Below are 25,470 nucleotides of genomic sequence, written 5' to 3' on the forward strand. Positions count from 1 at the left end.
CGATTGCCACAAAATTGCTGAAACACGTTCATTGTCTCGGGCACTCTTTGTTATTTGGTTATGCCTTGAGGTGAATCTGCGTTTTACACACCGATGAACACGTGGTTAGTCTTCGGTCGATTGAGTCTCCCGTGGATGCGCGTGAAAATAGGAAGTGTGAGATGACTGAAGATTCAACTAATCCTGCAATCGCGATAGTCGGGATGAGCATGTGGTCTCCCGGTGCAAATGATCTGCAAGGATTTTGGGAGAACGTCCTCGCGCGCCGGATGCAATTCCGAAAGTTTCCCGAGTCGCGGATGTCTCTCGACGACTATTGGAGCGCAAATCCCGACGACGTCGACAAAACGTATGCCGACCGGGGCGCGTTCATGGATGGATTCGAATTCGACTGGGTCGGACGCCGGATACCGGAGCGAACCTTCAAGTCGACAGATCTCACGCACTGGTTGGCGCTGGAAACAGCACTCGGGGCTTTGACGGACGCGGGCTACAGCCGAGGATCGGTGCCCACTGGACGCAGCGCCGCAATCGTCGGCAACTCCCTCACCGGTGAGGAATCCCGGATGTGGTCGATGCGTTTGCGCTGGCCTTACGTCAAGCGTGCGCTCACAGTGGCGGCCGAAGCACGCCAGTTGGACAGTTCTGTTGTCGATGCTCTCGCCGAGACGATGGAAGAGGTCTACAAGGGCCCGTTGGTGGAGCCAAGCGAAGACACTCTGGCGGGCATGTTGTCGAATACGATCGCCGGGCGTATCTGCAACTATCTCGATTTCAACGGCGGCGGGTACGTTGTGGACGGTGCATGCGCGTCCGGAATGCTCGCTGTGGCGACTGCGGCGGAAAAGCTGGCGTCCGGCGCGGCCGACTTCGTATTGGCAGGTGGAGTCGACGTCAGCTTGGATCCTTTGGAACTCGTGGGATTCGCGCGTTTGGGTGCACTGACACGCGGTGACATGAACGTGTACGACGCAAGCCGAAGTGGATTCATCCCGGGTGAAGGTTGCGGATTCGTGGCCTTGAAACGACTCGAGGACGCCAGGGCCGACGGCGACTACGTGTACGCGACGATTCGCGGCTGGGGCATCTCCACCGATGGCAAGGGTGGAATTACCAAGCCCCGCGCCGAAACTCAGGCAGAAATGATCCGTCGCGCATATTCGGGAGCAGGATTCGCTGCCAGCGAGGTTGCCTTTGTCGAAGGACACGGAACCGGTACTCCCGTCGGGGACCCTGTCGAACTTGCCGGCGTCCAGCAGGCCGCGCAGACGGACGGACCCGTCGAGGCTCGTAGCATCGGTATGACCTCGCTGAAGTCGCTGATCGGGCACACGAAGGCGGCGTCGGGCATCCTTGCGCTGATCAAGGCGACAATGGCCGTCAACCAACGAATCCTTCCGCCGATCGCCGGTTGCACCGACCCGAACCCGGCGTTCGGAACCGAAGCGCCAGCGCTCTTTCCGCTCGTCAACGGCGAGATCAGAGATCCGTCCGAGAAGATGCGCGCCGGTGCGCAGGCGATGGGATTCGGCGGTATCAACTGCCACGTCGCCATCGAATCGGCTGATGCACCGTCGAGCAAGCTGATACCTTCGCGAGACGTCCGCACCATGATGGCGTCGTACCAGGATACCGAGGTATTTGTACTCTCGGCAGATTCCGCCATGGACTTGACGGCCCGAGCGCGGGATGTCGCAGATCTGGCAGTTCCGTTGAGTGTTGCCGAGCTGCTGGACTTTTCGGCGAAGCTGTCGCGGGTGATCTCGCCGACCGCGCCCTTCCGTGCCGCGGTGGTGGCAGGTCGACCCGCGCAGTTGGCCGAACGCATGCGCCAGCTCGCCGTGATCTGCGAGAACTCTGCGCCCGCAGCCGGCCAGGTCAAGGTGGTCAGCAACGAGATATCGATCTCGAACAACGTTCGTCATGACATCGGGTTCCTGTTCCCGGGACAGGGATCACAACAGCTCGAAATGGCTCGCGTGCTGATCGAGCGTTTCGAGTGGGCACGTGAACTGGCGGATGAGGCCGACGGCTGGCTGGAGGATGTGGGAGCCGAGGCGATCACGCCGCGGATTCTGCGGAACCCGGTCAAGAGCGCTGACGCTGCGGAATTGGCGAAGTGGAAGAGGGACCTCGCCCAGACGCAGTTCACCCAGCCGGCCGTTGCCTTGGCGTCGCTACTGTGGTTCGAGTACCTCCACCGTTTGGGTGTCACACCCAGTGCCGTTGCCGGGCACAGTCTCGGAGAGTTGACAGCCCTCTACGCGGCAGGGGCTTACGACAAGAAGACGCTGATCACCTTGGCTGCGGCGAAGGGCGCGGCCATGGCGGTCAGTGGTGGCGGAAACGGCGCAATGGCGAGCCTGACCTGCGACCGATCGACGGCCGAGGCGATCATCGCTGAAGCAAAGGAATACGCGACCGTCGCGAATCTGAATACGCCTACACAGACGGTAGTTTCGGGTACCAAGGATGCGGTCGACGATGTGGTTTCCATCGCGAAGACACGCGGAGTGTCGGCCCAGGCGCTTGCCGTGTCGAATGCTTTCCACTCCGAGATGATGAACGAGGCCGAGCGGGAGCTGAAGTCCACTGCGCCCGTTGACGAGCAAGTCGATTCGCTGACCTGTCCCGTATATTCCTGCGTTGAAGGTGAACGCGTACAGACGCCACTGGCACTTCGCGAATTGATCACCAAACAGGTTGTCTCACCGGTCGATTGGGTCAAGACGGTACGTGGGATCTCACAGGAAGTGGACCTGCTTGTCGAGGTCGGACCCGGCCGTGTGCTGACCGGGCTCACCAAGGCGGTCAACGGGACCGACGGCGTGCGCTGCTTCCCCGTTGCGTCCAAGTCCGGACGTGACGAGGACTTCAACGTCGCACTGGCCGCGATGTACGTACACGGCGCTCAGGTCCGCTGGAACGAACTTTTCGACGGCCGCTTCGTGCGCGAATTCGTTCCCGCCGATCAGAAGGTGTTCATCGAGAACCTGGCCGAGGCGAAGCTGTCGGTTACATCTGCTCCCGAACCGCTCGCACTTGGTTCGTCCGGCGGGGATCCGGCTGCGGCGCTGGCCGATTACCTGAGCCGACGCGGGACCTTCCTCGTCGACGTCATCCGCGCTGATGTGGGCAGTGGAGTGACCGCACCACCTGCCCCATCTGCTCCGACTCCGCGGGCAGTCACCAACGGCCACGAATCTGTAGCAGCGAAAGCTTCTTCGCCCGTTTCAGTTCCGGTAGTCGAAGCGCCGGCTGGCGCTGGCGCGGGGTCCGTGGAAAGCGAGCTGATCAGGATCCTCGCCGACACCACGGGGTTCCCGGCCGAGTCGATCACGACGGATCTGCGTCTGCTCGATGATCTGAATCTCGACTCGATCAGTGCGGCAGAGGCTATTTCGAAGGTCGCGTACCAGTTCGAGGTTGTCGACCTCGACCCGGCCGAGTTGGCCAACGCCACCATCGGAGAAGCTGCATCGCTGATCCTTGCGGCCGCGCCGAATGCCGGCTCTGCCGTTTCGGCAGCGCGTTCGGCGCAGTCGGACGTGTCGCGAATCCTGCTCGAGGTAATCGCAAAGGACACCGGATTTCCAGTGGAGTCTCTCGATGTGGATCTCCACCTGCTCGACGACCTGAACATGGACTCGATCAAGGCTGCCGACGCAATTGCAACGGTGGCAACACGGTTGGGTGTTCAGGGTGACCTGGATCCGGCCGAACTCGTCAACGTCAGCCTGGGTGAACTGATCGAGGTGCTCGATCGGTCCGCCAAGGAGAAGTCGGGGCAGGAGCAGCCGACTGCGCGGGCGCTGCCGACGAAGGCACAGGGTATATCGGCCGACAGCTTCACCTGGGTTCGCGATTACACCTTGGAAAAGGTTCGGAGCGAGACAGGGTTGCACGGAGTCCGAGAACTCACGGACACTACGTTTGTCGTCATCGGTGACGACGCCGGTTTGGTCGGAAGATTGGAATCCGAACTTCGAGGCCGTGGCGCCAACGTCGACACCCGGACATTCTCCGACACCGGCACTGCGAATGCACATCACGTGATTGCCGTAATGCCGCGTGTGACCGATGATTCTGTCACCGAGATCGGTTTGCGCCGCGGGATCGAACACATGCACAAAATAGTTCCGGCGCAGCAAGGTGGAGGCGCGCGAACCACATTGGCAGTGATTCAATTCACCGATGCCGAGTTGAGCAATCCAGCGCCGGTGCCGAGTGCGGCGGCTTTTGCAGCTTCGGTGCATCACGAGCGCCCCGAGTTGGATGTACGCGTCATAGGATTCGACGGCTCGACGGCGGACGCAGAGGTAGCAACCACTGTCGTCTCCGAGTTGGATTCGGTTGCACCCTACGTGTTCGCGACTTACGACGCCGAGCTAGGGCGCACGGCACTGCAACCGCGGGTTCTCGCCTCGAACGACTACACCGTCCGCGAAAGCGGGCTGGGAAGTTCGGATGTAGTGGTCGTGACCGGTGGCGCGAAAGGCATCATGGCGCAGTGCGCTCTGGCACTCGGTCGAAAGACCGGCGCCGAACTGGTACTGATCGGAAGCTCTCAGCGCCAGTCGGGCGACGAAATCGCCTCCACTCTTGCGGACTTCGTGTCTGCCGGTTTGAGTGCCCACTACTACCGCTGCAACGTCACGGATGCTGCGGCAGTGGCCGGCGTCGTCGCTCAGATCGAGGTCGAGGTGGGGCCGATCACCGGGTTTGTCCACGGTGCGGGGGCGAATGTTCCGCGGCGGTTCGAGAGAGTCGACAGCGCTGCGGCTTTCAAGGAGGTTGCACCGAAGGTCCTGGGCGCAGCCAACTTCGTCGAAGCGCTCGCCGATCGTGAGTTGAAGCTGTTCGTGGGCTTTTCCTCCATCATCGGATTCACAGGTATGCCCGGAAACAGCTGGTATGCATACGGAAACGAGCTTCTCGACGAAATGGTGGTGCGGTATGCCGCCGGCCACCCGAAGACTCGGACGTTCTCGCTCGCATACAGCGTGTGGGGAGAGACAGGGATGGGCGCCCGCATGGGCAGTGTCAACCACCTCGCGAAGATGGGTGTCATGCCGATTTCGACGGCTGCGGGAGTGGATCATTTCCTTCGCCTGGTCGACAGCGGACCCGAGGCGAGTCGCATCGTCGTGACCAGTCGACTCGGTGGTCTCGACACCTGGGCGCCCGCAGCACCGGCTCTGCCGGCGGTGTCGCGCTACATCGACCAAGTCGTGACATTCGAGCCGCAGGTAGAACTGGTGACCCGGACGACGTTGTCCACCTCGGCGGATCCGTTTGTCCTCGACCATGTCTGGAATGGATCGGCGTTGCTGCCGACGGTGTTCGGGCTCGAGGCGATGTCGCAGGTGGCGGCCTATGTCACGGGACGCGTGACCCTGGGCCGCGTCCGCATCGACGACATCAAGCTGGATCGACCGATCGTCGTCGACACGGTCGAGGGCACCAAAGTCGAGATCAAGGCAAGCGTCGTCGAGCAGGATCGTGATGCCGCCGGAACGCGGGTGCATGTCACGATCGGCACCGAACGGACCGGGTACGGGCGGCCCCATTTCTCGGCCGACTTCATATTCGGGCTGGATGAAACACTGCCGGAGTTCGAGAGGGAGTTGCCGCGACCGGTGCTCGACATCGATCCATTGGACGGCCTCTACTCGTGGTTGCTGTTCCAGGAGGGCGATTTCCGCCGACTCGAAGAGATCTCGAGCCTCGACTCCGAGCACATTCTCTTCAGTGCTATTTCGCGAGCCGACCGTAAGCAGCACCTCCTCGGTGATCCTTACTTCCTGGATTCACTGCTGCAATCGGGCCAGGTCATGGTTCCGCGGGAGATCTGCCTTCCGGTCAACATCGCGCGAATCGACATGTACGACGGGCGGTTCGAGGCTCGTTCGTTCACCGCACACGCCTACGACAAGGTGCAGACCGAGACCCACATGCAAGCCGACGTGGCAGTGGTGAAGGACGGACGAGTGGTGATACAGCTCGAGGGATATCGCTCCCAGATTCTCTCTCACGACGAAAGTAGGCCTACGGCTGAGGAAATCGCGGATCCGACTGCGCGTGATGCGCAGATCATTCTCGACAAGCTCGCGCAACACAGTCGTGCGTTGGGAGTGAAGAGTCCGCGTGTTGTGGTCGCACATACCCCGGGGATTCACGAGCTGACCAAGTCGGAGCGCCACGAGCAGGAGAAACCGATCGCCGAGGCGGCCGTGAACACTCATCTCGATGAGGATGCGGTGATCAAATGAGCAATGCCTTTGCCATCGAATGGCAGGAAACCGGAAAGCCCGTCGTTGTCGGTGACGTTCCACCATCGGTGGATGTCTCGCTCTCTCACGACGGTAGTAAGTCCCTCAGCTCCGCGGGTGACTGGCCGCAGGGGTGTGACATCGAACCGATTCGCTCCCGAACCGTTGTGCAGTGGAAGGCACTTCTGGGTTCGGCGCGGATTCCGCTGCTCGACGAGTTGATCGCAGGCGGCGAATCTCTCGATCGAGCGGGAACCAGACTGTGGGCGGCGGCCGAGGCGATCCGAAAGGCCACGGGGCAGATGTCGGTTTCTCTGGCGATGGGCTCCAGGGAGGACGACGCAGTGACCTTCCGCGGTGGCGCGGAGGGAAGCGTGGTGGTTCTGACCTTTCCAGCTCTGTTGACGGACAACGAGGAGCGCATTCTCGCTTTCGTAACCCATGAGGAAGATGCGGGAGAACCGGCGCAGGACCCGGCACCACAGTTCGACACCGGGCCGTTGTCGGCGAAGTCTCTCGCGCAGTTCGATCCGATGGCCTACGGCTCCGACGTGCACGTGGTGGCACGCAGCGGCTATCCGGCGGTGTTGATCCGGTTCCCCGTCGGGTTCCGGGAAGCGTGCAACGTCGGTGGATCAGTAGGGTTCGCCAGCTTCGCGCTGTGGTTGGGCGCTTTGCGGGAGAGAGGGACCGGACCGATCTCGAAGAAGATCGTGGAGGACATGGCGACGGGTCGTTGGGGCATGGTGACCAACAACTCCGAGGTGTTCATCGATGCAAACCTGTATACCGACGACATTGTCGAGGGGACGATCTGGATCACCGAGCTCACCGGTCCGGATCGGGCAACCACCAATCTGCATGTCGAATGGTGCAGGGTCGACGGTGAGACGCGCACCCACATCGGGTGGAGCGCGATGCAGACGACATGGGTGGAAATCCTCTCCCACGGCGTGGTGGCGGCACGGCCGATGCCGCAGTACTTCCACGATTTCATCGAGCCGATGACGAATCCGACGGGGGCGAAGAGCGTTGCCGTCCCGGCTGAGCCGAAGGACGTCGATCGTGGTTCCGTGATTCGCTCGGCTCCGATGGTGCCGCGCAATCCGTATCTTCTCGAATCCGAGGTGTTCTCGACGACGCTGCAAGACGGAAACGTCGTGGGCAACATCTACTTCGGTAACTATTACATCTGGCAGTCGAGGGTTCGGGACAAGTTCCTCGTCCGCTCTCAACGTGAGGCCTTGGCGGCCCGCGGCGCTCTGGGTGAACTGCGTTGTGTGCACACCAGGGTGGAGCATCTGCGTGAGGTCATGCCGTTCGACGATGTGCTTGTCACGATGTCGTTGGCAGCTCTCTACGAGAAGGGGATCGACCTCGAGTTCGAGTATTTCAAGGTCAATCCGGACGGATCGCGGGAGAAGCTCGCGATCGCTCGGCACAGAACCGTCTGGACGATGCCGGGTGCTCCGGGCGGACTGGATATCCCTCCGCCGTCGAAACTTCCTCAGTCACTGATCAATTCGGTGCTGGAGGCGATCGACGGAAAGTAGACGGGGGGTTTCCGAGATCGAAGTCGAGATACGGGTTGCGTTTTCCTTGCCGGAGAACGCAACCCGTTTCGAGGGGAGGGGCAAGTATGGGTACCGGAGTGTCGAGGCGGTCAGTTCTGAAAGGGTCGGCAGTCGGCGCAGCGGCTGTTGCTTGGGGCGCAAAGGCAAGTGCTGCTCCGGCGGGGAGTGTGGATGTCGAGTCTCCGTTGATTTTTCATTCACCGGACTTCGAGCCGTTTTGTGACGAGCTTCCGTCACTTCCAATGCTTTCCGGTAGTGAGGTCACTCTGGCTGCGCAGGTCGGGACACACGTATTTCACCGGGATTTTCCGTCGTCCCCGGCCTTGTCGTACAGCAGCGCAGAGATCGGCGGCGGCTACTTGGGGCCCACCGTCGAGGCGCATTCGGACGAGCCGATCATGTTGACGTTCGAGAACAATCTCGCCGGGCATCCGTTGGCTGCTGACATGGATATGACATTGCACGGAATGCAGGCCGAGTTTCGCGCGAATCCGCCGACATCGTTGCACTTGCACGGAGGAGTCAATCCGCCCGAGAGTGATGGCCATCCGGAGCTGCTGGTGATGCCGGGACAGGCTGCGATGCATCATTTTTCGCACGGGCAGGAAGCTACGCACCTCTGGTATCACGATCACGCGATGGGCATCACCCGGCTCAACGTCTACGCCGGACTGATCGGCAACTATCTGATCAGGGACGAATTCGACACCGGCAAGCTGGGAAATCCGTTGGGGCTGCCGGCCGAGGAATTCGAGATCCCCCTGATATTGCAGGAGAAGATCTTCACGCCGGCAGGCGCCCAGAGCGGCCGATCCACCATCTTGATACCGGAAGGCTCGTGGGAAGGCGGCGCGGTGGGCGACGTCGGCTTGGTCAACGGCAAGGTTTGGCCGGAACTGGCTGTGGCTCGGGGCCTTTACCGTTTCAGGATCGTCAATGCGTCGTCGGCAAGCGTGTGGAATCTCCACTTCTCCAACATGATGACGTTCTGGGTCATCGGCAACGACGCCGGAATGCTGGACGCGCCCGTCGCGGTCAGCGCCTTCCGATGCGCGCCGGGGGAGCGCTACGACCTCCTCGTCGATTTCACCGGACTGTCGGAGGGATCGACGGTGGAGCTTCGCAACGACGAGGCGCCACCGCTACCCGCCGCTGTCATCGGTGAAGTGACGATGCCGCTGTTCTGCCGGTTCCGCGGCGATTCCAGGCGCGGATTCACCGGTGGTGTTCCGTCGCAACTGCGCGGCGGGCGAGGGCAACGTGGCGTTCTCGCCCCGTTGGAGCATCCGACGGTAATACGCACGGTGACGGTGAGCCAGCAACTGGAACTGCGGAATCCGCCGGCTCAGATGACGCTGAACAACCTGACGTTCAGCACCACCGACGTCGAGAGGCCGCGGCAGGGCACCGTCGAGCAGTGGAACATCGTCAACACCACGCCGGACCCGCATCCGATCCACCTGCACCTGGTGAACTTCCGAATTCTCGGCAGAACGCCGATGCGGACGCTGGAGTACCTGATCCGTCATCCGCAGCCGGCCATCGGCAACAAGTGGACTCCGTCGCCCGACGGGTTCGAGGCCGGGCCGATGATTGCGCCGGCGCGCTGGGAAGCGGGGATGAAAGACACCGTCAGGGTGGACGGCGGGACGATCACGCGGATCATCGTGCGATTCCCGACCGCGGACGAGCTGGGTTTCGATCCCGACGCGATGTTCGCCCGTCATCCCAGCGCTGGGATGACGGGCGGTGGGATGACGGGTGGCGATCAGGCGCATCAGGGAAGTAGGCACCACGGTGTGAGCAACTCTGGTCAACTCCAGGGATACGTGTGGCACTGCCACCTACTCGATCACGAAGATCACGACATGATGCTGCCCTATCGAATCGTGCCGTGAGCGCTTCCGGAAGCGCACTCGAAATGAACCGGAGCGGGCAGGCGCACGCACGTCGGATCACCTCGGTCACCTAGCAGGATCGCTTCGGTCCTTCCCATGAATTTGGAACACGTTCTACAGTGAAAGGGCTGAGGTCTGTACCTCGGCCATGCGCCACCACCCAAGGCGGCGCGGACGATCTGCAGACCGGTTCGACGAATTACACGGAAGGAACACCTCACAGTGACCACAGAGGCATTCATTTATGAAGCCATCCGTACCCCGCGAGGCCGCGGCAAGAAGACCGGGTCGTTGCACTCGGTCAAGCCGATCTCGCTGGTCACGGGCCTGATCCAGGAACTGCGCGTGCGCTTTCCCGACCTCGACGAGGATCGGATCTCCGACCTCATCCTGGGCGTTGTCACCCCCGTTGGCGATCAGGGAATGGACATCGCCCGCGTCGCAGTCAACGATGCGGGATTGCCGGACACCGTCGGCGGCGTTCAGCTCAACCGTTTCTGCGCTTCCGGTCTCGAAGCCGTGAACATGGCTGCTCAGAAGGTCCGGTCCGGCTGGGACGAACTGGTGATCGCCGGTGGCGTCGAGTCGATGTCCCGCGTTCCCATGGGATCCGACGGTGGACCGTGGGCGCTCGACCCCGCCACCAACTACGACAACTACTTCGTCCCGCAGGGCGTCGGCGCAGACCTCATCGCCACCATCGAGGGCTTCTCGCGTGACGACGTCGACGCATACGCCGTGCGCTCGCAGGACCTCGCTGCCAAGGCGTGGACCGGCGGATACTTCGCCAAGTCGGTAGTGCCGGTCAAGGACATCAACGGCATCACCATCCTCGACAACGACGAGCACATGCGTCCGGGCACCACGGCGGAGAACCTCGCCGGCCTGGCTTCCGCATTCGGTGTGATCGGTGAAATCGGCGGATTCGACGCCGTGTCGCTGCAGAAGTACCACTGGGTCGAGAAGATCAACCACGTTCACCACGGCGGCAACAGCTCGGGAATCGTCGACGGCGCTGCACTCGTGCTCGTCGGTAGCGAGCAGGCCGGCAAGGACATGGGTCTGACGCCGCGCGCTCGCGTCGTCGCCACCGCCACCAGCGGAGCCGACTCCACAATCATGCTCACCGGCCCGACGCCGGCGTCGAAGAAGGTTCTGGCTGCTGCCGGCCTGACCGTCGACGACATCGACCTCTTCGAGATCAACGAGGCGTTCGCCTCCGTCGTCCTGAAGTTCCAGAAGGACCTGAACATCCCGGACGAGAAGCTCAACGTCAACGGCGGCGCCATCGCCATGGGCCACCCGCTCGGTGCAACCGGCGCGATGATCACCGGAACGATGGTCGACGAGCTCGAGCGTCGTGGCGGCAAGCGCGCCCTCATCACCCTGTGCATCGGCGGCGGTATGGGCGTTGCCACCATCATCGAGCGCGTCTGACGCGGCGTCCGTCCTTCCAACGAGGCTTACCAGGAGTCAATCAAAGTGACTGATCAGAACATCATCAACTGGGACCAGGACGCCGACGGCATCGTCGTGCTCACCATCAACGATCCCAACCAGGGCGCAAACACCATGAACGACGCGTACATCGCGTCGATGAAGGCCACCGTCGACCGTCTGGTCGCCGAGAAGGACTCCATCACCGGTGCCGTCATCACCTCCGGCAAGAAGACCTTCTTCGCGGGTGGTGACCTCAAGAACATGATCAAGGTCGGCCCCGAGCAGGCCGAGGAGATCTACAACCACAGCGTCGAGATCAAGGCAGACCTGCGTCGCCTCGAAACTCTCGGCAAGCCGGTAGTCGCCGCCATCAACGGCGCGGCACTCGGCGGCGGCCTCGAGATTGCTCTGGCGACCCACCACCGCATCGCGGCAGACGTCAAGGGCGTCAAGATCGGCCTGCCCGAAGTCACCCTCGGCTTGCTGCCCGGCGGCGGCGGCGTCGTTCGCACCGTACGGATGCTCGGCCTGCAGAACGCGCTCATGGGCGTCCTGCTCCAGGGACAGCAGCGTGGGCCGGTCCAGGCCAAGGAAGTCGGCCTCATCGACGAGGTCGTCGGCTCGGTAGAGGAACTGGTTCCGGCCGCGAAGGCGTGGATCAAGGCCAACCCTGAAGGCGGCGTTCAGCCGTGGGATGTCAAGGGCTACAAGATTCCTGGCGGAACCCCGTCCACTCCGGCATTCGCTGCCAACCTTCCGGCGTTCCCCGCGAACCTGCGTAAGCAGCTCAAGGGTGCTCCGATGCCGGCCCCGCGCGCCATCATGGCCGCAGCCGTCGAGGGCTCGCAGGTCGACATCGACAACGCGCTGCTCATCGAGGCTCGCTACTTCACCTCTCTGGTGACCGGCCGCGTCGCGAAGAACATGATTCAGGCGTTCTTCTTCGACCTGCAGTCGATCAACGGCGGCGGTTCACGTCCGGCAGGCATCGAGAAGTCCACCATCAAGAAGGTCGGCGTCATCGGCGCAGGCATGATGGGCGCGGGCATCGCGTACGTCTCCGCCAAGGCAGGCTTCGACGTCGTCCTCAAGGACGTCACCATCGAGGCTGCGAACAAGGGCAAGGCGTACTCCGAAGGCATTGAGGCCAAGGCACTCTCGCGCGGCAAGACCACGCAGGAGAAGTCCGACGCACTCCTCGCGAAGATCACCCCGACGGCCGACCCGGCCGATTTCGCCGGCGTCGACTTCGTCATCGAAGCCGTCTTCGAGAGCCAGGAACTCAAGCACAAGGTGTTCCAGGAGATCGAGGACATCGTCGATCCCAAGGCACTGCTGGGCTCGAACACCTCGACGCTGCCCATCACGGGTCTCGCCACCGGTGTGAAGCGTCAGGAAGACTTCATCGGCATCCACTTCTTCTCTCCCGTCGACAAGATGCCGCTGGTGGAGATCATCCGTGGTGAGAAGACCTCCGACGAGACTCTGGCCCGCGTGTTCGACTACGTCCAGGCAATCCGCAAGACGCCGATCGTGGTCAACGACTCGCGTGGCTTCTTCACCTCGCGTGTCATCGGAACCTTCATCAACGAGGCCATCGGCATGCTCGCCGAGGGAGTCGAGCCTGCCACCATCGAGCAGGCGGGTATGCAGGCCGGTTACCCGGCTGCGCCGCTTCAGCTTTCGGATGAGCTCAACCTCACCCTCATGCAGAAGATCCGCAAGGAATCTGTCGACGCCGCCAAGGCCGAAGGCAAGGAACTGCCGGCAGATCCGGCCGGCGAGGTCATCAACACCCTCGTCGAGAAGTTCGATCGTAAGGGCAAGCTCGGTGGAGCCGGCTTCTACGATTACGCAGAGGGCAAGCGCACCGGCCTGTGGTCCGGACTCCGCGAGAACTTCAACTCCGGAACCTCCGACGCTCCGATCCAGGACCTCATCGACCGCATGCTGTTCATCGAGGCGATCGAGACGCAGAAGTGCTTCGACGAGAACGTCCTGATCACCACGGCGGACGCCAACATCGGCTCCATCATGGGCATCGGATTCCCGGCCTGGACCGGTGGCGTTCACCAGTTCATCGTCGGCTACGAGGGCGGCACGGCCGGCTTCGTCGCTCGCGCAAAGGAACTCGCTGCGCAGTACGGCCCGCGGTTCACCCCGCCGGCCTCGCTAGGGGCATAGCCCCCGTGCGCGGTTAGGGAGTCTCAGCACTTCCTAACCGCGCACAGCTTTATCCACAGGTTAGTTTTTTCGGCGAAATGCCTCTGTATGTATTTGCAGGCTCGTCGTATGCCTTCACATCCAGAAATCGATTCACTGCAGACCATCGTCGATGCTCAGCACGGACTGGTCAGTCACGCCCAACTTCACGCCATCGGATTTCCTCGCTCTCGCGTGAAACAACGAGTTGAGGTCGGACGCTGGCGAACTGTTCTTCGCGGCGTCTACTCCGTCACCACGGGCCCACTGACCAGGTATGCAGTTCTCGAGGCCGCGCTCTTGTACGGCGGCGGGTCGTCGATGCTCAGCCATCACACCGCCGCTGAGGAATGGTCGATGCGTCGGCCGGACAGCACTGCACTGCACCCGTACATATCACCGTTCCGTACGGGAAGTCTGCGATCTCTCAGGCTGCGACTTTCGTTCGTGGCCTCGGCGCCGACCGACATCCGTCACCCATGATCGGCACTGTTCTCCATCCCGGCGTCGTGGTCCACCGTTCGAGGGCTCATCGTCACATCGGTGTCGATGCGAAGATGCCGCGCACCGGCAAGGCTGATACAGCTCTCGATCTGGCCGTCGCAGAACCGACTCCGCGCGAGGCCTACGTCAGCCTCATCACCACAGTCACCAACGGACGCATCCGTTTGACGGACATCCGCCGACGCATGGAGGAGCGTGCACCCCGTAGATACCGGAAGGTTCTCGACAGTGCGGTGAAGCTTTTGGCAGACGGGGTGCAATCATCACTGGAATATCACTATGCGGTGGATGTGGAGCAGCCACACGGATTGCCGACGGCGAGACGTCAATCGCCGGTGCGCGTCGACGGCCGCACGCTGTTCGAGGATTGCGATTACAGCGAAGTCGGTGTGCCGCTGATCGTGCGTCTCGACGGTCGGTGGGCGCATTCCATGGCCGAAGTGGCATTCCGTGATCGCCGCCGTGACAATGCGGCAGAGCTGGCAGGTCGTCCGCGGTTGGTCTACGGATTCGACGAGGTGATGAAGACTCCATGTCAGGTTGCACACGAAGTGGAGACGGTCTTGCGGCGGGGAGGTTGGGAGAGAACAGGGGAGAACCCCTGCGGGGCCTGTGAGTGGTTAAGGAGTGCAGAGACTGCTTAACCACTCACAGGGGCTTTGCCCCTAGGCCTTCCACCACGGGCGAAGCGGCACATGCGCCTCACCCTTGGGGCCGAGTTTGACGGCCAGAACCTGGTGCAGCTGAACGACATTGCGCTCGAATCCGAGCCGTGAACCCGCCATGTACAGGCCCCAGACGCGTGCGGTTCCTTCGCCGACCTCGGCGACGCAGGCGTCCCAGTTGTCGACGAGGTTCTGGCACCATCCGGCGAGCGTCAGTGCGTAGTGCTCGCGAAGGTTCTCCTCGTGCCGTACCTCGAGACCGACGTTCTGGATCTCGGAGATGATGCGACCCGATCCGGTGAGCTCCCCGTCGGGGAAGACGTACCGGTCGATGAATCCGCCTGCCTTGGCGCCGCTTCGGTTGTCCGGACGGGTGATGCAGTGGTTGAGCAGGCGCCCACCCTCGCGCAACTTCCCCTTGAGGAACTCGAAGTACGCCGGGTAGTTTCCGACGCCGATGTGTTCGGTCAGGCCGATCGAGGACACTGCGTCGAACCCGGTCTCCGCGACGTCGCGGTAGTCGGAGAAACGGACCTGTGCGAGATCGGCGAGACCTTCGTCCTCGATGGCCTTCTGTGCCCAATCTGCCTGTTCGCGTGAGAGAGTCACGCCGATCACCTTGACGCCGCGCCTGGCCGCGTAGCGAACCATCGAGCCCCAGCCGCAGCCGATGTCGAGAAGTCGATCACCCTTCTGAAGTCCGAGCTTCTCGAACACCAGGCGGTACTTGTTCTCCTGGGCTTCTTCGAGGGTCTGCTCCGCATTGTCGTAGGCGGCGCAGGTGTACGTCATGGACGGGCCGAGGACATACTCGTAGAAGGTGTTGGAGACGTCGTAGTGATGGTGGATGACCTCGGCGTCGCGAGTCTTGGAGTGACGCAGTCCTTCTGCGACGCGACGCCAGCGAGGGAGATGTTCCTGGGGCGGCGGGGCGATGGGCCGCAACAGGTCCCAGCCCAGCGAGCGCGTGATGCTGGCGAGAGTCAGTGCCGACGGGCGCTTGAGGTGGAGTTCGTCGCCCATGATGCGCAGAATCTCGTACGGATCACCGGGGTGGACACCCTCGGCTTCGAGATCGCCGGAGACGTACGCGCGGGCCATGCCGAGATCGCCGGGAGCCGTTGCGAGATAAGTGGTTCCGCGAGTCGACTTCAGGTGCAGTCCGTAGTCGGCATCTTCGGGGCCGGCGGTGCTGCCGTCGTACGCGGTGAATCGAAGCGGCAGCATGCCGTCGGAAAGCGTCTCGAGAATCTCGGCAATAGAGAGCTTGTCCTGGCTTTTGGAGTCTTTGAACGTGGTCATTTACGTTGCACCGCCTTAGAGAATAGATCCAATAAACGGGATTTCGGGTCGTAGCGTTCCTTGAGTCCGATGTACCGGTCGCCGCCGTAGTACAGCTCCTCGAAGTCTTCCTTCGAGTAGTAGGAGTCGGAGTAGAGCGATTTGTGTCCGTCGAAATCGCTGACCTTTTCTTCGATCAGTCGATTTGCCGCCCCCTCGCGCTCGCCGGGAACGATCGGCACCGAAGACCAGAAGCCGATGTTGACGTAGGTGCGCTTGGGTTCGAGGGGGTAGAGGGGCCACGGCCGGGAAGCGGAGGCAGCAGCCGGGCTGGGTTCGCGAAGGCGTAACGGGCACAACCACAGTGGTTCGATCGGAATTTCCTCGAGGAACCACGAGACGAAGTCCGCGGTTCGTTCGATGGGTACCTCGACGTCCTGGACGACGCGTTCGCGCGGGGGCTTGCCCTTGCGCTTTTCGAGGCGATCTCCGATGTCGTACTTGTGGTCGAGGGCAATCAGCTTCCAGTAGAAGCTGCTGCGCAGGTACTGCTTGGGCCAGAAGCGCCGGATCTTCGGGTTCTGTGCACCGAAAGCCCGTGAGCACCAGAACCAGTCGGTGTCCCAGCGCCACAGGTAGTCCCGAATGGTGAGGCGGTCCGTCTTGGGCTGTGTGAGCGACGAATGCTGGATCGACCGGTAGAAGATGTCCTGGTCGGTGTAGTCGCTGACCGGACCTTCGTCGTCGGTTTGCACGCCGAGTGTGAGGTAGCTCTCGGAATCGGTGAAGACCACCCCGTCGAGGTAGTCGACGGCGATCCCGTCGTACTCTCGCTCGGTGACGATGCGATCCATCGTTTCTTCGAGCTTCTCGAGCGAATCGAAGCGCACGTGACGCAAGGCGACGTACTTCTTGACGGGTTCGAGTGCGATCTTCAATCGCGTCGAATAGCCAAGGGTGCCGTAGGAATTGGGGAAACCGAAGAACAGCTCGGCGTGTTCGCCGTCCGGCGTTGCGGTGATGATCTCGCCGCTTCCGGTCAGTACGTCGATTTCGAGTACCGACTCGTGCGGTAAGCCGTTGCGGAACGAGGTGGACTCGATGCCCAGGCCTGTCACCGCACCGCCCAGGGTGATGGTCTTGAGCTGAGGCACGACCAATGGCGCCAAACCGTAGGGCAGCGTCGCGTCGACGAGGTCTTCGTAGGTGCACATGCCGGCGACGTCGGCGGTGCGCGCCTGCGCATCGACGGCGATGACACCGGCCAGACCGCTGACGTCGAGGCCGGGGGCCGACGTCTTGGCGCGAGCGCGGAACAGATTGGATGTCTTCTTTGCCAGGCGTACAGAAGCATCGGGGGGAATGGCGCGGTATGACGCGAGTAGGCGTTCGACGCCTTCTCTGTGCTGCTCGAACCCCATTTCGCGCGCAGCATCGGAACCCGGGCCTTGCTTTGTCCGGATTCGATCGAACTTCTGAACTACCCCATTGAACGAGAGAGTCACACCCTGACGCTATCGGTAGTTGCGCGTGCAAGCTATCTGGAGGGGTCTTAATGCCCGAATTTGATCGAGTTGTTGCAAACGAACTCGATAAATGCGCCAACGGGTGAACCAGCTCACAGGAAAGGGCAGATTGTCGAGATACCGGGGCGGGACAGGCAATATGGAAAGGAATGTCTGCGCAGTTCGAGGTGCGGATTCGAGAGTCATTCGCGGTATCGAGCCGCGTTGGTCGAGCAAGGAGACGTAGGGCATATGGGTCAGGTCAATGCAATGAGTTCGATGGTCGTCACAGTAGCACCCGACAAGGTGCTCGCGGCGCTCTCGGACTACGAGACGGTTCGCCCGCGAATCCTGTCCGAGCAGTACCTCGACTACAAGGTCGTCGAAGGCGGCCAGGGTGACGGCACCGTTGCGCAGTGGACGCTCAAGGCGACGGAAAAGCGCTCGCGCAACGTCAAGGCCACCGTGACGGTCGACGGCAACGTCATCACCGAGAAGGACGCCAACTCCAGTCTCGTCACCACCTGGACTGTTGCCCCCAACGGCACCGGAACGACGGTTACGACGCTCACCCAGTGGCAGGGTGCCACCGGAATCGGCGGCTTCTTCGAGCGCACCTTCGCTCCGAAGGGTCTGCAGCGCATCCAGGCCCAGGTCCTGGACAACCTCAAGCGCGAACTCGTCTAACTGATCCTGCATCACCGAAAGATGGCGTCGTACCTTCACCGGTACGGCGCCGTCTTTCACGGTCCGGCGATGATCCGCCCCAACTCGGCGAGCGCGGGGTTTCCGCTTTCCCAGTAATCGCTGTGAACTCCCAACCCCGGCTCCCCGGGGGATCCGGCGAATACCTGCGCGCCGAATTCCGGATCCGAAGGGTCGAATCCGTGGACTCCGAGGATCTTGGGGATCAATTGGACCGGATCCCAGAAAGCCGTCGTCGAATGAACATGGCGCGACATCTCGGAAGGGCTGACGGCGTCCAGGCTCAGTTCGTTCACGCGCTCGGCATCGACTCCCGGGCTTGCGACAAATACCAGTTCGTCGACGTCGAGAGAAGCGCCACGGGTAGTTGCGGCACCGATGACGGTGCTGCCGTAGGAATGTCCGATCACGACGTTGTGCGACGGCGGACCGTCATGTGAGGTGCGTAGTCCGTCCTGGAAGCTGTCCAGCCCGGGCGCCGCGGCGTCTGCGTAGCGATCCGAACCGGCGTCGGGAATGCCTGGGGGAGCGTCATACCCGGACCACAGGATCACTGATGTGGCCTCCGTTGGTGCCGCGCTGACGGCTGCGTCGTACATGGCTCTGGTTCGTTGTAGATCTCCGCCGACGCCCGAGAGCCCGGAACCAGTCCCGGGAATCAGTGTTGCGACGTTGTCGGCAGCGTCGGGATTACCGACAGCGACGACGGCGTGCCCACCCGCGACCGAGAGAAGGAATGTATCCGGTCGAAGTTCGCCGCGCACAGCTGCGTATCCGGCCGCTACCGTTCGATCCGGCGAGGACTCGTGTGCAGTCTCCAGCGCAGTGAGGTACCGCCGGTTGTAGTAGTCCCGGTCGACCGTGGGAAGGCCGTCACGGCTACCGATGGCCGGATCCCACCTCGCCAATGCGTCTTTCTCGCTGGGAGTGAGCGATTCCCACAGTCGGTGTAGCTCCGCGGGTGTTCCGGGGAGTGTCGATCTCCCGTCGAGTATGTCGACGACAGTGCGGCTGAGGCGATCAGGCTGATGGCCCAGGAGTGATCCGATCTCCCGGAATGCCTGACGCAGAGCAGTCGCGGCCTGGTTGTCTTCGTCGTCGAGTAGCGTCAATGCAGTGGCGATTTTCTGCTGAAAACTCTGTGCAGCCGTGGCATTTTCGGAATCTCGCATGACGTCGGCCAGATTCCACGGCTGTTTCGACGCAGGCGCCGACACGGCCCCGCTGTCCGTGACCGTCAAACCGTGCCCGAGAGTCGCCCTTTCGACCAGGTCCAGAACCGATTTTCGCGCCACGCCAATCGTATTGGCCGCTCCGGCATACAGATCCGCGGCCGCGCGAATACCAATCGAGAGTCGAGAGGAGACAAGCGAGATGCCCGACCACTGCACTGCCGCCGCGCTCGACGCTTCGCCCCGCCAGAACTCGCGGACGGCGTCGATGCTGCGACCGGCGTCGCCGCCGAGAAGTTCGACCTTCCGATCGATCTCGACGAGTTCCGAAGCGCAGGTGCGTAGTTGCTCCGGTGACCACGCGCGAAGCTGAGAGATGGTGGGCCGCATCAGTGGTCTCCGCGCAGTTCGGAAGCCACTTCGGCCTCGGTAGCGTCGTACAGACGTGCTGCAGCAGAGGTTCCGGACGCCACGAGCCCCAATTGCGTAGCCAGGTGCCGGTAGGCGTCGGCGATCACGCCGGCATTTTCCGTCGATACAGCCATGACGGCGGACGAATCCAGGGCCGTCGCGGCTTCGAAAATCGGGCCGGCGGAGTCGATCCCTGAGATCTGATCCGCAATTCGAGACAGATCAGCCGAAAGTTGCTGCAACGCAGCGATGTCTACCTGAAGTATCGGACCCATGGCTGAACCGTAGCCAGGCGAACGGGCTACTGGGGCAGTGCCGACATCCCTGTGGACAAGCGGAATTTCTCCACAGAAGCCCGATCAAGGGGTTGTCAGGAAGGCCGTGACTCCGCTGGTGACGGCGGCCGCATAGTCCTGCTGACCGTCCGGGCTCGTCATGCGCGCTGCCTCGTCGGCATTTCGCATGTTGCCGAGTTCGACCAGAATCGACGGCCGCTGCGACAGATTGAGTCCCGTCAGATCGGCGCGTGGTGCCAACCCGTCGTCGCCGATGTAGGTCGACGGGGTGAGCCCAGCGGTGACGAGTGAGTCGCGCATGGTTTCGGCAAAAGCCACGGACTGGCCGGCCTGAACCGTGTTCAGCGGGGGAGTGGAGTAGCAGACGTGGAAGCCTTCCGCCCCGGCTGCTGCGCCGTCCGCATGAATACTCACCACGACGTCGGCACCGGAGGAATTGGCGGCTTCGGCGCGTGCGTCGACGCAAGATCCGACGCTGACGTCGTCCGGTCGACTCAGAACGACTGTGGCGCCTTGGCCTTCGAGTTCGCTCTTGACCAGGCTCGCGACTTCCCAGTTGAAGGTGTGTTCTGCGAACCCGGCATCGGTGTTGGTGCCGGTGGTCTGGCAGTTCTTGGTGCCGCCGCGGCCCGTGGGGACCTGGGTGTTGATGCTGTCGTCGTTCGCTCCACTGTGCCCGGGATCGAGGAAGACGACCTTCCCGGTGAGCGCTGCGGGGATGTCAGCGGCAACAGTGCTGAGCGGAGACACCTCGACCGAAGTCGTGGCCTCGGGCGCCGTGGCGTCGGCAGTCTCGGTGGGAATCGTGCACGCGGCACTCAGAAACCCGGCCCCGACTACGGCAATGAGGGCGGTGGAGCGGAACACCCGTGATGCCATGTTTGACCCTCTTGACGGTTTTACGGTTTCTGGCTGGTTCCGGCGCACCCGCTCACGGTAGCGCGCACCGACTACGCTGGTGGGGATAACTCTGTAGAAAGGACCGCTCGTGCAACCAGGTGGAGCACCCGACATGTCTGCTCTGTTGGCTCAGGCTCAGCAGATGCAGCAGCAATTGATGGCGGCGCAGCAGGAAATGGCTCAGGCCGAAGTGACCGGTCAGGCCGGCGGCGGGCTGGTTGTCGCCACGGTCAAGGGCACCGGCGAGGTTGTCGGTCTGCAGATCGATCCCAAGGTCGTCGACCCCGAAGACGTCGAGACGCTGCAGGATCTGGTGATCGGCGCGATCGAGGATGCTTCGCGCAAGGCACAGGAAGTCGCTGCTGAGAAGCTCGGCCCGTTGGCCGGCGGACTCGGCGGAGGCCTTCCCGGTCTCCCCGGCTTCTAGAAACGAGAACGCGTGTACGAAGGTCCGGTTCAGGATCTGATCGACGAGCTCGGGAAGCTTCCCGGAGTCGGGCCGAAGAGCGCTCAACGCATCGCTTTTCACCTGCTCTCCGTGGAGCCTCCCGAGATCGACCGTTTGAAAAATGCACTGCAGCGCATCCGTGACGGCGTTCAGTTCTGCACGGTGTGCGGAACTGTGTCCGATCAGGAGAAGTGCCGCATCTGCGCCGACGCACGTCGAGATCGCACGGTGATCTGCGTCGTGGAGGAGCCGAAGGACGTCCAGGCCGTCGAGCGCACCCGGGAGTTCAAGGGTCGCTATCACGTGCTCGGCGGTGCGCTCAATCCGCTCTCGGGTATCGGACCGGACCAGTTGCGCATCCGGGAGTTGTTGGCTCGCATCGCAAATCAGGAGGACGGCGTCGATGTATCCGAGGTCATCATTGCCACCGACCCCAATACCGAGGGTGAGGCGACCGCTACCTACCTCGTCCGAATGATGCGAGACATCCCGGGGCTGACGGTGTCTCGGTTGGCTTCGGGCCTTCCGATGGGCGGCGACCTCGAGTTTGCCGACGAGTTGACGCTGGGGCGGGCGTTGTCCGGCCGTCGTGAATTGTCGCGGAACGCTTGATGAGCGGCACGGAGCAAGGTCAGCAAGTGCGTCGTACGTCCGAGCAGACCCGTGCGCAGATCATCGCATCGGCCGGGAAAGCATTCGCAACTCGGCCGTACCGCGAAATCACGCTCAAGGACATTGCCGAAGACGCAGGCGTCAGCGCACCGCTGATCATCAAGTACTTCGGTTCCAAGGAGCAGTTGTACGACGAGTTGGTCGACTTCCGTGCAGCGGCGATCACGGTATTCGACGCACCCGACGACTCGCTCGGTGAGCGCATGGTCTCGCTGTTCACCAAGCCGCTGGAGTCGTACAAGCCGCTGTCCATGAGCTTGTTGTTCATGAGCGGTGTCAGTGAAGAGAGCAACCGCAAGCTGCGCGAGAACTATTCGACGCAGATGATCGACGCCCTCGCCGCTCGTCTGTCCGGCCCCGACGCCAGATTGCGCGCGGAACTGGCGATGTCGATGGTGGTCGGAGTGGCGATCATGCGCCGACGGATGATGGCCGGGCATGCCACCGGCACCCAGGACGAGGTGGTTGCGCTGTACGCACCACTGGTGCAAAAGCTCCTCGACGGGTGAGCGGCGTCACAATTCTTGCTAGGTAAATATCCGTTCACCTAATGTAGGTGAACGGATATTTACCTAGTGAGAACAGGCGGTGTGGGGTGACGACGCTCGACCGTCCGCCGGGCACTCCGGCAGTCCCCACCGCCGACACGAGTCTCGCTCAGCCGCGCTCCCGCTTCCTCTTTCCCATCGTTGTCGCCGCCGCCGTGTTCCAAGCAGTCCTGCAAACCGTCATCGTTCCGCTGCTGCCGGAGCTGCCCCACTTCACGGGCGCCGGACGCACGGCCGTGTCCTGGCTGGTGACCGTCACACTGCTGGTCGGCGCCGTGGTCACCCCCATCTTCGGCCGGCTCGCCGACATGTTCGGCAAGAAGAAGATGCTTCTGGTCGCCTTCTCGATGATGACTCTCGGCTCGATGTTGTGTGCACTGTCCTCGGACATCGCGGTCCTCATCTTCGCGAGGGCGCTACAGGGAGCCGGGTCGGCCGTCATCCCCATCGGAATCTCCATGCTGCGTGACGAATTGCCGCGCAACAAGGTCAACGGTGCTGTGGCCATGATGAGTTCGACGCTCGGCGTCGGAACGGCTTTGGGCATACCGTTTTCCGCGATGATCGCGCAGTACTCGAACTGGCACGTCCTGTTCTGGGTAACCACGGCCATCGGGCTGTCGGTGACTCTTGCTGCGGTGCTGTTCATTCGAGAGTCGGAGCCGAATCCGTCGGGGAGATTCGACGGCATCGGGGCGGTCGGTCTGAGCGCCGCGATGATCGCTCTGCTGGTGCCGATCACGCAGGGATCGAGTTGGGGATGGACCAGCGGAGCGGTGATCTCCATGCTGTCCGCGTCGGCCGTGCTGTTCACGTTCTGGGTAATTCAGCAGCGGCGCAACGTCAATCCGCTGGTCGACGTCCGCGCTCTCGTCAAGCGTGCGGTGTTGATCCCGCATCTGGCGGCTCTGCTGGTCGGGTTCGCATTCTTCGGGAACACGCTGATCACCACACAGCTGCTGCAGGGGATGAAAGGGCCGGGTGCCGGGTACGGCCTGTCGATCATCGCGGCGGCGCTGTGTCAGATTCCAGCCAGCATCGCGATGGTGCTGTTCTCTCCGGTTGCGGTGCGGATCACCGATCGCTTCGGTTCACGGACCGCGATGTTGACCGGTGCCGTATTCCTCGCCGGGGGCTACGGGATTCACGCAGTTGCAGGTAAGCCGCTGTGGGGAGTGGTTGCGGCGCTCGGTATTACGGCAGTCGGGACCGCGATCGTGTACAGCACGCTCTCCCTGCTGATCCTGGTTGCCGTGCCACGTCAGCGACTGGCGGCAGCCAACGGCGTGAACTCGCTTCTACGGACGTCCGGAAGCACGATCTGCAGTGCGACGGTGGCGACCATCCTCGCCGCATTCGTGATCAGCGGTTCGGAACATTCCACGTCGTGGACCGGATTCTCCGTCGCCTACCTGGTGTGCGCGGGCTGCGCGGTGGTGGTGTTCGCCGTGTCGATCCTGTTGCCGCAGGGACGAACCCCGAAACATCTGGATCTGCCGGATCTCGTCAGGCGACCCTGAATCCCGAGAGGAAGAGCGTGATCATCAGATCCGCGAACTCGTCGGTGGATGGTGCACGCGACCCAGCACCTGCACGGCGGGATGGGCGCGGATGTCGACTACCCGATTCACCGCTACTTCCTGTGAGGACGCCAGATCGCCTTCACGATGGGGAGCGCGGGGGCGATAGGCGCCGAACTCGCCGATCAGTTGGAAATCCGAGCCCGAATCGGGGCGTCGGCGTGAATATCTGAGCCGGCAGGTTCCAGTCACAGGCAGCGCGTCGGCAATCATCGCGCTACTCTGCCCTTCGTGAATCACACCAGTTCGTTCATCAGGCCGTTGGTTCCTCGGGATCCGCACGAGCCGCATCGGGTGGCGACGCCGCTCGAACTGTTCACCGACCTCTGCTTCGTCGTAGCGGTCGCTCAAGCGGCCACCGGTCTGCACCATGCGATCAGCGAAGGGCACGCGGCCTCGGGCGTCGGACACTTCGCGATGGCGTTCTTTGCGATCTGGTGGACGTGGCTGAACTTCACGTGGTTCACCTCGGCGTACGACAACGACGACGGAATCGCCCGCCTGCTGACCATCTTCCAGATCCTCGGGTCGCTGGTTCTTGCTGCCGGCATCGTCCGCTTCTTCAACGACGACGCCCTGCTCATCATTGTCGGCTACGTCATCATGCGAATAGCCCTGGTCATCCAATGGCTCAGGGTGTCGCGGAATGACCCGGAACACGCCCTGACGGCTCGTCGATACGCTCTCGGAATCGTTCTGGTCCAGATCGGTTGGATCGGTTTCTACTTCGTGCCGTCCGCGATCTACGTCCCGACGTTCCTGGTATTGGTTTTGTGCGAATTCGCGGTCCCGATCTGGTCCGAGAAGCCGGGCATGACGCCATGGCACCCGCATCACATCGCGGAGCGGTACTCGTTGTTCTTCATCATCGTTCTGGGCGAGACGATCCTCTCGACCACCATCGCAATTCAGGACGCCGTGGACGGTGAGCATCCGGCAGCGCAGGTCACCTATGTCGTGATCGGCGGCATCCTGATCGTCTTCAGCTTGTGGTGGCTCTACTTCCAACGCAATGCCGGCGAAGTGATCGGTGGTGACAACGTCTCACCCTTCGTCTGGGGTTTCGGTCACTACTTCATCTTCGCGGCCGCTGCCGCCATCGGTGCCGGGTTGGCCTCGCGCGTCGACTTCTGGACTCATCACGGTGACGGCAGCGCGTTGGTGACGGGTGCAGCCGTCACCGTTCCGGTCGCAGTCATCCTCGCGGCGTTGTGGTTCATCCACATTCGACTGCACGATTCCTCGTTGCGTACCCTCGCACCGTTCTCGGTAGCGATAGTCGTCGTGCTCGGCGGTACCTACACCGCGGTACCCGAACTCGTTGCGGGACTGGCCTGCGCCGCGCTGTTGGCCGTGGAACTCATTCTGACCGAAGGGAAAACCGAAACGGTCTGAGC

17 protein-coding genes and 1 pseudogene are annotated in these 25,470 nt (G+C 62.4%); 12 read left to right on the forward strand and 6 right to left on the reverse strand.

Features of this window, described 5'->3' with window-relative positions:
• The first annotated feature begins 161 nt into the window (after window positions 1-161).
• The 6 genes and pseudogenes from QM716_RS23755 to QM716_RS23780 all read left to right on the forward strand — a co-directional run bounded on the left by QM716_RS23755 (window position 162) and on the right by QM716_RS23780 (window position 14,534).
• Window positions 162-6,272 carry a type I polyketide synthase gene (locus QM716_RS23755; RefSeq protein WP_283306590.1) on the forward strand — a complete coding sequence of 2,037 codons (6,111 nt, stop codon included), beginning with the start codon at window positions 162-164 and terminating at the stop codon, window positions 6,270-6,272.
• The gene (locus QM716_RS23760) at window positions 6,269-7,825 is read left to right on the forward strand and encodes a hypothetical protein (RefSeq protein ID WP_283306592.1); all 1,557 of its coding nucleotides are present in this window, start codon (window positions 6,269-6,271) and stop codon (window positions 7,823-7,825) included. The genes QM716_RS23755 and QM716_RS23760 overlap by 4 nt, the downstream gene beginning before the upstream one ends.
• Window positions 7,826-7,911: 86 nt before the next feature.
• Window positions 7,912-9,744 carry a multicopper oxidase family protein gene (locus tag QM716_RS23765; RefSeq protein ID WP_283306594.1) on the forward strand — a complete coding sequence of 611 codons (1,833 nt, stop codon included), beginning with the start codon at window positions 7,912-7,914 and terminating at the stop codon, window positions 9,742-9,744.
• Between the two features lie 222 nt (window positions 9,745-9,966).
• Window positions 9,967-11,181 carry an acetyl-CoA C-acetyltransferase gene (locus QM716_RS23770; protein ID WP_003943886.1) on the forward strand — a complete coding sequence of 405 codons (1,215 nt, stop codon included), beginning with the start codon at window positions 9,967-9,969 and terminating at the stop codon, window positions 11,179-11,181.
• 45 nt (window positions 11,182-11,226) lie between these two features.
• Window positions 11,227-13,368, forward strand: coding sequence for a 3-hydroxyacyl-CoA dehydrogenase NAD-binding domain-containing protein (locus QM716_RS23775; protein WP_283306595.1), 2,142 nt, complete (start codon window positions 11,227-11,229; stop codon window positions 13,366-13,368).
• 108 nt (window positions 13,369-13,476) lie between these two features.
• Window positions 13,477-14,534 (forward strand): annotated as a pseudogene (locus QM716_RS23780) (putative endonuclease domain-containing protein).
• A gap of 21 nt (window positions 14,535-14,555) precedes the next feature.
• Here QM716_RS23780 and QM716_RS23785 read toward each other — a convergent pair.
• Window positions 14,556-15,857 carry a class I SAM-dependent methyltransferase gene (locus QM716_RS23785; RefSeq protein ID WP_230816598.1) on the reverse strand — a complete coding sequence of 434 codons (1,302 nt, stop codon included), beginning with the start codon at window positions 15,855-15,857 and terminating at the stop codon, window positions 14,556-14,558.
• Window positions 15,854-17,257: an FAD-binding oxidoreductase gene (locus tag QM716_RS23790; protein WP_283306702.1), complete on the reverse strand. Its 1,404-nt coding sequence runs from the start codon at window positions 17,255-17,257 to the stop codon at window positions 15,854-15,856. The genes QM716_RS23785 and QM716_RS23790 overlap by 4 nt, the downstream gene beginning before the upstream one ends.
• A 336-nt stretch (window positions 17,258-17,593) precedes the next feature.
• Here QM716_RS23790 and QM716_RS23795 point away from each other — a divergent pair, with 336 nt between their 5' ends.
• A complete protein-coding gene (locus QM716_RS23795) occupies window positions 17,594-18,028 on the forward strand; it encodes an SRPBCC family protein (protein ID WP_283306596.1) in 435 nt (144 codons plus the stop codon).
• A 56-nt stretch (window positions 18,029-18,084) separates the two neighbouring features.
• On the opposite strand, the gene QM716_RS23800 is transcribed toward QM716_RS23795, so the two are convergent.
• From QM716_RS23800 to QM716_RS23810, 3 genes are all read right to left on the reverse strand, one after another.
• Complete coding sequence (locus QM716_RS23800; protein WP_283306597.1) at window positions 18,085-19,608, reverse strand: alpha/beta hydrolase; 1,524 nt, start codon at window positions 19,606-19,608, stop codon at window positions 18,085-18,087.
• Window positions 19,608-19,904 (reverse strand): hypothetical protein, encoded by a 297-nt coding sequence (locus tag QM716_RS23805; RefSeq protein ID WP_283306598.1) that lies wholly within the window; start codon window positions 19,902-19,904, stop codon window positions 19,608-19,610. Before QM716_RS23805 ends, QM716_RS23800 begins: the two co-directional genes overlap by 1 nt.
• Window positions 19,905-19,988: 84 nt before the next feature.
• Window positions 19,989-20,804: an Rv3717 family N-acetylmuramoyl-L-alanine amidase gene (locus tag QM716_RS23810; protein WP_283306599.1), complete on the reverse strand. Its 816-nt coding sequence runs from the start codon at window positions 20,802-20,804 to the stop codon at window positions 19,989-19,991.
• Between the two features lie 109 nt (window positions 20,805-20,913).
• Between QM716_RS23810 and QM716_RS23815 the strand changes: the two genes are divergently transcribed.
• From QM716_RS23815 to QM716_RS23830, 4 genes are all read left to right on the forward strand, one after another.
• Window positions 20,914-21,252, forward strand: a complete 339-nt coding sequence (locus QM716_RS23815; RefSeq protein WP_003943929.1) for a YbaB/EbfC family nucleoid-associated protein — start codon at window positions 20,914-20,916, stop codon at window positions 21,250-21,252.
• A 12-nt stretch (window positions 21,253-21,264) separates the two neighbouring features.
• Window positions 21,265-21,885 (forward strand): recombination mediator RecR, encoded by a 621-nt coding sequence (recR, locus tag QM716_RS23820; protein ID WP_003943917.1) that lies wholly within the window; start codon window positions 21,265-21,267, stop codon window positions 21,883-21,885.
• On the forward strand, window positions 21,885-22,454 hold the full coding sequence (locus QM716_RS23825) for a TetR/AcrR family transcriptional regulator (protein WP_283306600.1): 570 nt from the start codon (window positions 21,885-21,887) through the stop codon (window positions 22,452-22,454). Before recR ends, QM716_RS23825 begins: the two co-directional genes overlap by 1 nt.
• A gap of 86 nt (window positions 22,455-22,540) precedes the next feature.
• Window positions 22,541-24,013, forward strand: a complete 1,473-nt coding sequence (locus QM716_RS23830; protein ID WP_283306601.1) for an MFS transporter — start codon at window positions 22,541-22,543, stop codon at window positions 24,011-24,013.
• 24 nt (window positions 24,014-24,037) lie between these two features.
• Here QM716_RS23830 and QM716_RS29425 read toward each other — a convergent pair whose 3' ends face one another.
• Window positions 24,038-24,286, reverse strand: coding sequence for a hypothetical protein (locus QM716_RS29425; RefSeq protein WP_283306603.1), 249 nt, complete (start codon window positions 24,284-24,286; stop codon window positions 24,038-24,040).
• 18 nt (window positions 24,287-24,304) lie between these two features.
• On the opposite strand from QM716_RS29425, the gene QM716_RS23840 reads away from it, so the two are divergent.
• Window positions 24,305-25,468, forward strand: a complete 1,164-nt coding sequence (locus tag QM716_RS23840) for a low temperature requirement protein A (RefSeq protein ID WP_283306604.1) — start codon at window positions 24,305-24,307, stop codon at window positions 25,466-25,468.
• Window positions 25,469-25,470 lie beyond the last annotated feature (2 nt).

It is taken from the genome of Rhodococcus sp. IEGM 1409 (assembly GCF_030056735.1).
Classification (GTDB): Bacteria; Actinomycetota; Actinomycetes; order Mycobacteriales; family Mycobacteriaceae; genus Rhodococcus_F.